The following is an 11,061-nucleotide window of genomic DNA, read 5'->3' as shown; positions in this document are numbered from 1 at the left end:
ACCCCCACGCCCGGGGTGCCGACGGCGGCGCCGTGCTCCTGTGAGAACTTCTTCTCGACGACGACGCCCGCGTAGGTGGCCAGTTCGTCGTTGAACAGGTAGTCGGGCTTGGCGAGCTTGATGGTGACCTGGTTCGCCCCGGTCACCGAGATCGTCTTCACGTTGGCGAGGATGTACCCGTAGAACGAGGTCTTGTCGTCGATGCCGTGCTGCAGGCTCCAGGCGACATCCTCCGCCGTCATGGGTGAGCCGTCCCAGAATCTCACGCCTGTGCGGATGTCGTACACCCAGGTCAGCGGGTCGGGGTTGGAGACCCTGGTGGCCAGGTTGGGTCTGATCGTGAAGTCCGGTGTCTGTACGAGAAGCGTCTCGCACATGTTCGAGTTGATCATGTTGGGCGTGTAGTCCGCCCCGTGATACGGGTCGATCGTCTGCGGCTCGCCTTCGAAGACGTTCCAGGTGACGCTGTCGACCGCGGCGCTCCCTCGAGGAGTGTCGGTCACGAGTTCCGACGACGGGACGGACGTCGTCGAGGTGTTCTTCACGGTGCCGGAACACGCCGACAGGGCGAGCGCGGCGGTGATGCCGACGGCGGCGGCCGTCAGCATGCTCGTGCGTGTGATGTGCATGTGGGGATGACTCCAGTTCCTGGCTCCGATCGCGCACCCGTCGTTGCGGACGATGCGGATCGGACCGTCTGCTCTGACGGGTGCGTAGAAAGCTAGAGGCATAAAACGTTTAATACAATTCGCGTACGGGCTCCTCACGGTCGGGCTCGTGGGAAGGCGCCGCCATGTCACGCGCGAGCGGAGTGACGATCCGCGATGTCGCACGCCGCGCGGGCGTGTCCATCGCAGCCGTCTCGATGGCCCTGAACGGCACGGGATCGCTCAGCGAAGCCACCCGCATCCGCGTCCGCGCCGTGGCGGCCGAGATGGACTACCAGGCCGATGCACTCGCGCGCGGTCTGCGCCGCTCCTCCGTCGGCGCGGTCGGAATCGTCATGCGCGCACTCGACGCGCTCGGCGAGTACCAGCCGCGTGGGGTCGACGTCTTCGCCAGATACATCGCCACGATGGCGACGCAGGCCATGGAACGTGGGCTCAGCGCAATGCTCGTCCCCGACCCGACCCGAGGCGAGCGGCCGCCCCTCGCTCTGTCCCTCGACGGCTACATCGTGGCGCAGCCGGTGCTGGACGATCCGGTCGTCGCGCTGTTCGAGCGGCGCGGGATCCCCTACGTCACCCTCGGACGCGATCCCGGCCGCCCGGACTTCACCGACTGGGTCGGCGAGGATCCGGCCGCCACGATTCGTGCACTCGACCTGCTGGGAGGCCGTGGCGCGCGAAGCGTCGCGCTTCTGCGGGGTACAGATGTGAACGACTGGAACCTCGAGAACGAGCAGATCTACCGGGACTGGTGCGCCGGTCGCGGCGTCCGGCCCCGCGTCTACACGGCGGCCGAGCGCGACGGCGAGTCCGGCGGGCGCCGGGCGGCGCGGGTGATTTCGGCCGAGGGCCTCCCCGACGGCATCTTCGCGCTCACCGGCCGCCATGCGGTCGGGGTTCTGCACGAATTGCAGGCTCAGGGCGTCCCCGTCCCAACCCGGACCATGATCGCGACGGCATCCGACTCGGAACACACCCGCCACAGCCGACCCGCGATCACGGCGATCGAGATCGACGTCGACGGCACCGCCCGAGCACTTCTGGACCTGCTGCAGGCACGCATCCGCGGTGAGCGGGCGCCGGGCCCCGTCCTCACTTCGGCGCGTCTTCGCCGGCGCGCCTCGACCCGCCCGGCCCCGCAGCGGTAGCGGGCGCACCTGGGCGGACCCGACGGCGGCGTGATGTCCTCTAGGCCGAGAGGGCGCGTCGCATCATGCTCATGAGCGCGTGGACATCGGCGGCGAGCTCCGGCTCGGTGCGGGGTTGGATGATGAGCCAGGTATCCATCGCCTGCCCCATGCCGAGGGCGACCGCGACGAGGAACGCGGCGGGAAGGTCGGTGCGTATCGCGCCGACCCGCTGTCCGACGGCAAGCGTCTGCTGCAGCCAGGGCAGGGTGGCCTGCTCGGCGGTGTGCTGCGCTTCGCGCAGGGCCGGGGATGCGGCTCCGGTCAGCCAGTCGCGCAGCAGGGCGGCGGTCCGGGGCGTGGCGAGGAGAAGCCGCATCAACCGCAGATAGTGGTGCTCGAGGACCCGCCAGAAACCTTCCACGTCGGAGACGTCCGGGACCGGAAGCGGTCCGTCCTCGAAGAGTCCCTCGACCTGTCTGCGGAGGATCTCTGCGTAGAGGTCTGCCTTGCTGTCGAAGTAGTAGTACATCGCCCCCTTGGAGATCCCCGTCGCCGCGATGATCCGGTTGAGGGATGCCCCGCCGTATCCGTGGGCGGCGAACTCCTGCAGTGCCGCATCCAGCAACGCGTCCTGTTGCTCGACGGGCAGCCGGTGGAATCGGGGACGGGCCATGCAGACATTCAACCCGCAGGCACGGGCGGAAGCACGATCGGGTCGCGCAGGCTCCGCCCGATGGCGAGGTTCGCCACCAGGGGAACCCCCATGAGACCCACCACGACATCACGCAGCAGCACCTGCGCACGGTTGCGCGGCGCGAACGCGGACCCCATGCCGATCGCGGCATCCTGCTTCGCCCGCACGATCCCCTGCAGCCGGCTCTGATATGCGGCGAACGCGGCCCGGTGGTCACCGCCCGCCTCGTACAGCGCACAGGCGAGGACGTATCCCTCGACCATCGCGAGCGCGGAACCTTGCCCGGCCAGCAGCGACGGGGCGGCGGCGGCGTCGCCGACCAACCCGACGCGGCCCCGCGACCACGACGGCAGCAGGATCTGGCTCGCCCGGTCCATGAAGAACGTGCGAGCCTGCGGCATCCGCTCCAGGATCGCCGGCACCTCCCAGCCCACGTTCTGCAGGCGTTCGCGCAGCAGCTGCTGCTGCGCGGCCGGGTCGTCCTGCGGTGTCTCGCCGTCGTGGCGGAACATGAAGCAGACCATGGTGGAGTCGTCGCGCAATCCGATTCGAAGCGTCAGCGAGCCCACGACCGTATGCGTGACCGCGACGAGCTCGTCGCGCGGACGGTACCCCTCGAGATCGAACGCCGCGACGGTGATCCCGAGGTCGCGCTCGAACTCGCGTTCCGGACCGAAGGCGAGTGTCCGCACCCGGGAGTGCAAGCCGTCGGCCCCGATCACGAGATCGAACTCGCGCGGGGTGCTGTGGGCGAACTCCACCAGCACCCGGTCTCCGTCGTCATGGAGGGACTGAACGGTGTCGCCGAACACCGTCTCCACCTCGCCGCCCAGCGCGTCCCAGATGGCAGCCGCGAGGTCGGAACGCAGGATCGTGACGTAGCCCCCGCCGTAGCCGTCGATGAGCCGGAGGGGATCGAAGTGGGCGATCCGCCGGCCGCTGTCGGAGACCTCGCGAGCCTCGCGGAAGCGATAGCCCTCCTGGCGGAGCCGCGGCGCCAGCCCCATCCGCTCCGCGACCTGGAACCCGGAGCCCCAGAAATCGACCGCGTATCCCCCCCGCCGCAACCCCGGCGCGTGTTCGACGATGGTGGGCTCGTGGCCTGTCCGTTGCAGCCAGTAGGCGAGCGTGGGGCCGGCGATGCCCGCGCCGACGATCAGGATCTTCATGTCGACCCTCTTTCAGACCAGTGGTCGTACTACTGGTCTCATTGTGCCACTCCAGGGCCTTCCGCGCGAGGGGGAGGTGCCGTCCCTAGGCCGCGGACGGGTCGTTTCCTCCACCGAGCAGGTGGCGGTACTGCCGGTCCTGCAGCTTTTCGATGTCCTGGCCGCGGCGCAGGAGCTTGGTGGTGTAGATCGTGCCGTACGCGACCGACCGCGAGACGACGGTCGCGATCGCGCTCGTGAGCATGATCGGCAGGACCAGGGACATGTCACCGGTCATCTCGACGACGGACGCGAAGGCTGTCAACGGCGCGCGCGTGCCGGAGGCGAACACCCCACCCATGCCGATGGCGGCGTACACGGCAGGGTCGCCGGCGGCGTCCCCGAACAGCTGGTGCACGACGAGGCCGTACGCGGTGCCGAGCATCAGGCCGATGAACAGGGAGGGGGCGAACACACCGCCGGATCCGCCGATGCCGAGACTGAGGGACGTGGCGAGGATCTTCGCGAGGGCGAAGAAGAGCAGCAGCCAGAACCCGTAGTCGCCGTGCAGCGCCTGGAACATGACGGGATAGCCGACCCCGTACAGCTCCGGGACAGCGAGCAGCAGCACACCCAGGAGGACGCCACCGACCGCAGGACGGGCCCATTCCGGGCGTTCCCCCCACACCGTGTCGCAGAGGTCCTCGACGGCGTAGAGGACGTACCGGAACAGCTGGCCGACGAGCGCGGCGATCACGGCGAGCACACTGACGAGCACGAAGTCGGCGGTGTGGCCGAGCGTGGCGCCGTGCGGGAAACCGGTGAGGAACGCGTCGGTGCCGAGTATGGGTCTCACGACGGCGTCGGCGACCATCGCGGACAGCGTGATGGCGAACAGCGACCCTGCCGAGATCTCGCGCAGGATGATCTCCGCACCGAAGAAGACGCCTGTGATCGGGGCGTTGAACGTGGCGGCGATTCCGCCGGCGGCGCCGCACGCGACGAGGATCCGCAGCCGGCCCTCGGGCTGCCTGGTGCCCTGCCCGATGGCGGAGGCGAGGGCGGCCCCGATCTGCACGATGGGTCCCTCGCGACCCACCGAGCCGCCGGTGCCGATCGTGAGCGCCGAGGCCAGAGCCTTCACGATCGCGACCCGCGGGCGGATCCTGCCACCGCCCTCGGCGACGGCGACCATGACCTCCGGAACCCCGTGACCACGCGCCTCCCGGGCCCACCTGTAGACCATCGGACCGTAGACGAGGCCACCGATCACGGGCAGGACGATGTAGAACCCGAGCCCGAGCCACGGGAGGTGATCGCTGGGCACGCGGCCGTTCTGCCCGAACTCGACGTGCCCCGTGACCAGCCACGTGATCCCGAACACGAGGCCGCGGAACAGCAGGGCTCCCAGTCCGGCGCCGAGGCCGACGACGAGAGCGAGGAAGAACAGGCCATAGCGGTTCTTGCGCAACCACCGAGACACGGGCGCTATCATTGCTGTCGCGCAAGCATTGTATTCATGCAATCGTTGGTTTCATACAATCATCTTGAGAAGCGAGGTCCGGCGTGAGCAAAGGTGACGACATCCGCCCGGCAGCCGACGCGACGGTGACGGCATCTCGGGCGTTGCTGGGGATCATCGCCCGATCGATGCTCCCCGCGCTGGAGGATGTGTCGCTGCCCCAGTTCCGGGTGCTGGTGCTGCTGTCCGCGGCCGGCCCGCTGCGAATGGGAGCATTGGCCGAGCGCCTCGGCGTGACGGTGTCGACCTTCAGTCGCACCGCCGATCGGCTGGTCGCGGGCGGATGGGCGGTGCGCGAGGACAACCCCGACAACCGGCGGGAAGTGATCCTGGCTCCCACGGAGAAGGGCCTCGGGCTGGTGACGTCCGTAACCGATCACCGTCGTCAGCTCATCGAGGACGTGCTCGGCAGGATGGCGCCCGCCGAGCGGGGGCGCCTCGTCGACTCGCTGCGCGCCTTCACGGATGCGGCCGGCGAGCCCTCCGTCGCCGAACTGCTCATCCTCGGGCTCTGATGCCTGCCGGACTGTCCGCCATGCCGATGCCGCCGACCGGGGGCGCCGCGCACATGAGCGGGCTGATGTGGATGCCGACCCGTCCGTTGACGGTCCTGCGCTTGTTCGCCGTCCACCCGCAGCCGGTTCCGGTGCTGCCCCTCCTCGGCCTCCTGCTGCTCTGCGCGTACATCGCCGGAGTCGTCGTGCTGATGCGGCGCGGGGACGCCTGGCCGCCGCTGCGCAGCGCATGCTGGCTGCTCGGCGTCGCGACGATCGAGCTGATGACCGCGACCGGTTTCGACGGCTACGGCATGGAGCTGTTCAGCATCCACATGATCCAGCACATGACGCTGAGCATGCTCGCCCCGATCCTGCTGTGCCTCGGCGCGCCGGTGACCCTGCTGCTGCGGGCGCTGTCCGGCGGCGGGACGATCCGGCGACGGGTGCGCACCGGCATCCTGCGGGTGCTGCACTCCCGCCCTGCGGCGGTGATCGCGAACCCGATCGTGACCGGCATCCTCTTCCTCTTCAGCCTGTATGCGCTCTACTTCACCCCGCTCTTCGACGTGCTCATGAGCACGATGTGGGGACACAACCTGATGCTCGTGCACTTCCTCCTGATCGGGTCGCTGTACTTCTGGGGTGTCCTGGGCGTCGACCCGTCGCCGCGTCGCGGGAATGGTCTGATGGGGCAGGCCGGCAGCCCGGTCGCGCGGATCGCGGAGATGGCGGTGCCGGTGCCGTTCCATGCGTTCTTCGGGGTCGTGCTCATGATGGCGAGCACCGTGATGGTGTCGTACTACGCCGCCCCGATGCCGTCGCTCGACGCGTCCGCGCTGGGCGACCAGCAGACCGCCGGCGGCATCGCCTGGGGATTCACGGAGCTTCCCACGCTGCTCGTGCTGCTCGTGCTGTTCCTGCAGTGGCAGCGCAGCGACGCCCGGCGCACGGCCGCGGCCGAACGCCACGCCGCCCGCTACGGCGACGTCGAACTCGACGAGTACAACGCACGGCTGGCCGATATCGCACGCCGCGACGCCGCACGATGACCACGGGGTCGGTGGTGGGATACGCGTTCATGCTCGGCATGGCGGGACTGCTCAACCCGTGCGGATTCCCGCTGCTTCCCGTCTACCTCACCGCGTTCGTCGGCGTCCGCGATCGAGACCGCGTGGCGCGGGCACTGTCCGGGATGCGCGCCGGGATCGCGGTCACCGTCGGGTTCTTCGCGGTCTTCGCCACCGCGGGGCTGCTGGCCGGGTCGGTGCACGCCGTCCTGCTGAGAGTGGCCCCCTGGGCCATGATCGGCGTGGGCGCGGTCATCGCGGCGCTCGGCGTCCTCGGCGCACTCGGTCGGAGCCTGCCGCTGCCCGTCGCGCCCCGGTTCCGTTCCGGGAGCGGGTTCGTCGCGATGGCCGGGTTCGGCGTGGCGTACGCCATCGGATCGCTGAGCTGCTCTCTGCCGGTGTTCATCGCCGCCGTCGGCGGGGCGCTGGCCACAGGATCCGCGCCGGTGGTCGCGGCCGTGGTGGTCGCCTACGGCCTCGGGATGGGACTCTTCGCGACCGTTCTCGCGGTCGCCGTGTCGCTGGCCGATGCGACGTCGTTCCGCTCCCTGCGCCCCGTCCTGGCGGTGGTGCCGCGAGTCGGCGGCGCGCTGTGCATCCTGGTCGGCGTCTACCTGATCGGCTACTGGACCGCGCAGCTCGGCGGTCCGGATCTGGTCGCCCCGGTCACCGTCGCCCTCGACGGGACGCAGGGCCTCCTGGCATCCGCGGTCGAGAACGCCTGGCTGCCCATCGGGGCTGTGCTCGTCGTGGTCGTCCTCGCCGCCCTCGTCGTCGCCGCGCGACACCGCAGAAAGGGATCATCGTGACATCACCCGTGAACAGCGACCGCGACAAGCCCGGCGTCCCGGGGTGGATGCTGTGGGTGTCTTCGGCGGCGCTGCTCATCGTCATCGCCCTGCTGGTCACGATCGGAGTCGCGAACGCCAAGCCCATCGCCTCCCCGTCGACCACGAACGCGGTGCCCGCGGGGCTCAACCAGGCGACCGCCGATCTGCTCGGGGTGTCCCCCACCCCCACCGATCCGGTGACCGCCCCCGGCTACCGCCTGACAGACCAGCACGGGCAGGTGATCGACAGCAGCGCGCTGCGCGGACGCGTCATCGTTCTGACGTTCAACGACGACCGCTGCCTCGATCAGTGCGCGATGCTCGCGACCGACATCATCGCCGCCGACCACGACCTGACCGCCGCCGTTCGAGCGCGTATCGCGTTCGTGTCGATCAATGCGAATCCGTACTACCCGAGGGTCGCCGACGTGAGCACCTGGTCGGACCAGCACGGGCTCGACGCCCTGCCGAACTGGTACTTCCTCACCGGGACTCCCGCTCAGCTTGCGGCTTCGGCGCGCAGCTACGGGGTGCCGATCCAGCTCGACCCGGCCACCCGGTCGGTGTCGCACGGCAGTCAGATCTTCGTCATCGACCCCGGCGGGCGCATCGTCGAGCAGGCCGCCTTCGGCGCCGAGTCCGCAGACACCGTCCCGTTCGGACACGGCCTGGCCGCACTCGCCGACGACGCGCTGCCCGCCGGTCAGCGCGGGGTGGTCGGCGGCGCCAACCTGTCGACGGTGGTGCCCGGCGGCACCGACATCGGCGACACCCCGGCCCCGGTCACCGGCCCCGCACTCGTCGGCGCGGTCACGACCAGCGCCTCCGCCCACGGTCGGTACACGGTCATCGACTTCTGGTCTTCCACGTGCACGGCCTGCAACATCCAGCTCCCCGACGACCAGGCCGAAGCGAAGAGCCTCGGCAAGGCGGTCGCGTTCCTCGGCGTGGATGTCGGCGACGACCCGGCAAGCGGCCGCGCCACCACCGCACGCGATCGCATCACGTTCCCCACCCTGCGCGACCCGGGCGGCACCCAGGCGGCCCGATTCCGGGTCAGCGAACTGCCGTACACCGTCGTGCTGTCCCCGACCGGGACGGTGCTCGTCCGGCACCCGGGCCTGTTCACGACCGAGGAGCTCGACTACGTCCTGCACGGCCTGGACACCGCCCTGCCCCCTGCGAGCTGACCGGGACAGGCCGAACGAGACGAAGTCATGGCCGATACATGATCGTGAGAGGAGGGCCCACGATGCAGCGATGGCTGAAGCATCTGCTCCGCGCACCGAATGTGCTCTACACCTGCGGAATCGGGGGCGTCTTCGGACACCGATTCATGCAACTGACCCACACCGGGCGACGCACCGGAAAGAAGTACCGCGTGGTCGTCGAGGTCGTGAAGTACAGCCCGATCACCGGTGAGGCGATCGTGATGTCCGGTTTCGGGCGACAGAGCGGATGGTTCCGCAATGTCACCGCCGACACCCCCACCTGGGTGAACTTCGGCCATGGGCCCGTGCTCGCCGACCACCGAGTCCTGGACGCCGACGAAGGTGCTCAGGCTCTGCGCGACTACGAACGGCGCATGCGTCTTGCTCGGCCCCTCATCCGCTCCGTGCTCGGCCGACTCGCCGGGTTCCCCTACCGCGATACCGAAGCCACCCGACGCCGCCTCGTCCAGGTCCTTCCGCTCATCGCGTTCACCCCGCATCGCTGAGCCGCCGCCTCGAGGCCAAGAAGCGGGCGACCACCGCAACAGGGCTCCGGACGGCGGCTCGGTTGCCTACGGTGTTCCGGGCAAGACTAAGCTCGAGTCTGGCGTGCCGGGAAGTCTGGTCGGCTCGTCACCGACCAGGTGGCGATTCCCGACGACAGGAATTCCATGTCTTCCACGCCTTCGGCGCGGCCGCGCACGCCCGCCACCCGTCTTCTCACTGCCAAGCCGCTGTTGCTGTTCGCCTTCGCGTTCGCCGTGATGGCCGACCCCGTCTCGTCGGTCGCGTACGCGGTCGAGGCGGCCCTCCGCGCCCTAAGCGGTGATCTCGCGCTGCTCGTTCCCACGATGGGTCTCGTCGTCGCGGTCATCGCTCTCGTCATCGTGAATTACCACCAGCTGGTCGCACGGTACCCGAATGGTGGCGGGGCCTCCGCCGCCATCGGCGAAGCGTTCGGCGAAGCATGGGCGTTCATCCCGATCGGCGCCCTCATCGTCGACTTCGTGCTCACCATCGCAATCAGCGTTTCTGCCGGCGCTTCCGCCGTGATCGCCTACCTGCCCGCACTCGCCGCATGGCGGATCCTCCTCGCGGTCGGCCTTGTCGTCTTCGTCGCCGTACTCACCTGGTTCGGGCACCTCGGACGGCTTCTGTTTGCTCTCCTGACGGTCGCTTTCATCGTGATCGCTGTCTGGGTCATCGTCGACGGCATGTTCGCGACACCGCACCCGACCGGCACGATCACGCATCACGCCGGACAGCCGCCCCTGCTCGCGATCCTGCTGGCCTTTCCGGTCGCGATGGCTCTGGCCACTGGCGCGGAAGCGCCCTCCTCCGCGATCGCGCAGCTCGGCCAACTCGACGACCGGGACCGGCGACGCTTCGGCCGGACCACTCTCTGGCTCACCCTCGGCATCGTCGGCACCATCACCCTCGGGATCGCGCTCGTCGCCACACGACTGCAGATCGGCATCCCCGCACCCGAGGACACCCAGATCGCCAACCTTGCCCGCGTGGCCACCTCCCCGGCCGTCTACGCCGCGTTCCAGCTCGTCACCGCCCTGCTGCTGCTGTCCGCGGCGAGTTCATCCTTCCAAGCCGGACCGGGCCTGCTCAAGGCTCTCGCGCGCGCCACCCATCACGACGGCGGCGTGACCGGCATCCTCCCCGTGCACCTTGGCCGCGTCAACACACACCACACCCCGTATTGGGGTGTCGTCGTGTTCCTCCTCCTATCCGCAGCCATCACCGTCATCGCCGGCGGCAACGACCAGGAGCTCGTGCTGTTCTACGCCGTCTCGGTGTTCCTCAGCTTCCTCGCTGGTCTCACCGCAATGGCCGTCTTCGCCGCCCGCGAACGACGACCGTGGACGCTCGCCCTCAATGCGGTCGGCGCAGTCGCGGTCGCTTTCACCCTCGTGATGGACCTTGCCCGTGTCGACCCCATCGCCAGCCTCGTCGCCGCGCTCGCGATCGCCGGCATCCTCTACCTCACCTGGGTCCGTGCCGGCCGGCCCGCCGGCATCCGAAACATCACCGCGGAAGCCGAACAAGCATTCGATGACGCGCGAGACGTCTGATGGGCTCTCGGCTCGCTTCAGTCGCCGAGGTGCGGTCGGCTCAGGCGCAGTGCGTCTCGGTCCAGACGCGTCTGCAGGATGCGCAGCGTCGTGTCGCTGATGACGTGCTGGTCGCGCAGCCGGATCATCAGACTCCGCTTGCGTTCGAGGATCGCGAGGGTGAGTCTGACATGCTCCTCGTCCTCGGCGATGCCGATGTAGTCGCTGCTG

General features: G+C 69.2%; 12 protein-coding genes. 7 read left to right on the top strand and 5 right to left on the bottom strand.

All coding sequences use genetic code 11. The annotated features are described in order from the left end of the window. A partial coding sequence (locus VJR25_RS07235; protein WP_324114045.1) for an ABC transporter substrate-binding protein occupies positions 1–629 on the bottom strand: 629 nt, incomplete at its 3' end. A gap of 164 nt (positions 630–793) precedes the next feature. Here VJR25_RS07235 and VJR25_RS07230 point away from each other — a divergent pair. Further along, the gene (locus VJR25_RS07230; protein ID WP_324114043.1) at positions 794–1,816 is read left to right on the top strand and encodes a LacI family DNA-binding transcriptional regulator; all 1,023 of its coding nucleotides are present in this window, start codon (positions 794–796) and stop codon (positions 1,814–1,816) included. A 40-nt stretch (positions 1,817–1,856) separates the two neighbouring features. On the opposite strand, the gene VJR25_RS07225 is transcribed toward VJR25_RS07230, so the two are convergent. From VJR25_RS07225 to VJR25_RS07215, 3 genes are all read right to left on the bottom strand, one after another. After that, complete coding sequence (locus tag VJR25_RS07225) at positions 1,857–2,471, bottom strand: helix-turn-helix domain-containing protein (RefSeq protein WP_324114041.1); 615 nt, start codon at positions 2,469–2,471, stop codon at positions 1,857–1,859. 8 nt (positions 2,472–2,479) lie between these two features. Continuing rightward, a complete protein-coding gene (locus tag VJR25_RS07220) occupies positions 2,480–3,661 on the bottom strand; it encodes an FAD-binding domain (protein ID WP_324114039.1) in 1,182 nt (393 codons plus the stop codon). A gap of 85 nt (positions 3,662–3,746) precedes the next feature. Beyond that, a complete protein-coding gene (locus VJR25_RS07215) occupies positions 3,747–5,123 on the bottom strand; it encodes a chloride channel protein (protein WP_324114037.1) in 1,377 nt (458 codons plus the stop codon). Between the two features lie 83 nt (positions 5,124–5,206). Between VJR25_RS07215 and VJR25_RS07210 the strand changes: the two genes are divergently transcribed. From VJR25_RS07210 to VJR25_RS07185, 6 genes are all read left to right on the top strand, one after another. After that, positions 5,207–5,677, top strand: a complete 471-nt coding sequence (locus VJR25_RS07210) for a MarR family transcriptional regulator (protein WP_324114035.1) — start codon at positions 5,207–5,209, stop codon at positions 5,675–5,677. Then, a complete protein-coding gene (locus VJR25_RS07205; protein ID WP_324114033.1) occupies positions 5,677–6,708 on the top strand; it encodes a cytochrome c oxidase assembly protein in 1,032 nt (343 codons plus the stop codon). Before VJR25_RS07210 ends, VJR25_RS07205 begins: the two co-directional genes overlap by 1 nt. Then, entirely contained in the window at positions 6,705–7,535 is an 831-nt protein-coding gene (locus VJR25_RS07200) for a cytochrome c biogenesis CcdA family protein (protein ID WP_324114030.1), read from the top strand. Before VJR25_RS07205 ends, VJR25_RS07200 begins: the two co-directional genes overlap by 4 nt. Next, the gene (locus VJR25_RS07195) at positions 7,532–8,746 is read left to right on the top strand and encodes a redoxin domain-containing protein (RefSeq protein WP_324114028.1); all 1,215 of its coding nucleotides are present in this window, start codon (positions 7,532–7,534) and stop codon (positions 8,744–8,746) included. Before VJR25_RS07200 ends, VJR25_RS07195 begins: the two co-directional genes overlap by 4 nt. A gap of 62 nt (positions 8,747–8,808) precedes the next feature. Beyond that, positions 8,809–9,273, top strand: a complete 465-nt coding sequence (locus tag VJR25_RS07190) for a nitroreductase family deazaflavin-dependent oxidoreductase (protein ID WP_324114026.1) — start codon at positions 8,809–8,811, stop codon at positions 9,271–9,273. A gap of 165 nt (positions 9,274–9,438) precedes the next feature. Beyond that, positions 9,439–10,851: an APC family permease gene (locus tag VJR25_RS07185; protein WP_324114024.1), complete on the top strand. Its 1,413-nt coding sequence runs from the start codon at positions 9,439–9,441 to the stop codon at positions 10,849–10,851. Positions 10,852–10,868: 17 nt separating this feature from the next. On the opposite strand, the gene VJR25_RS07180 is transcribed toward VJR25_RS07185, so the two are convergent. Further along, positions 10,869–11,061 (bottom strand): hypothetical protein (locus VJR25_RS07180; protein ID WP_324114022.1); only part of this gene is annotated, 193 nt, incomplete at its 5' end.

The sequence above is a fragment of the Microbacterium sp. genome (genome assembly GCF_035277845.1).
In the GTDB taxonomy this organism is placed as follows: Bacteria; Actinomycetota; Actinomycetes; order Actinomycetales; family Microbacteriaceae; genus Microbacterium.
Note: the sequence above shows the minus strand (reverse complement) of the source record. Positions and strands in the feature narration are given on the sequence as shown.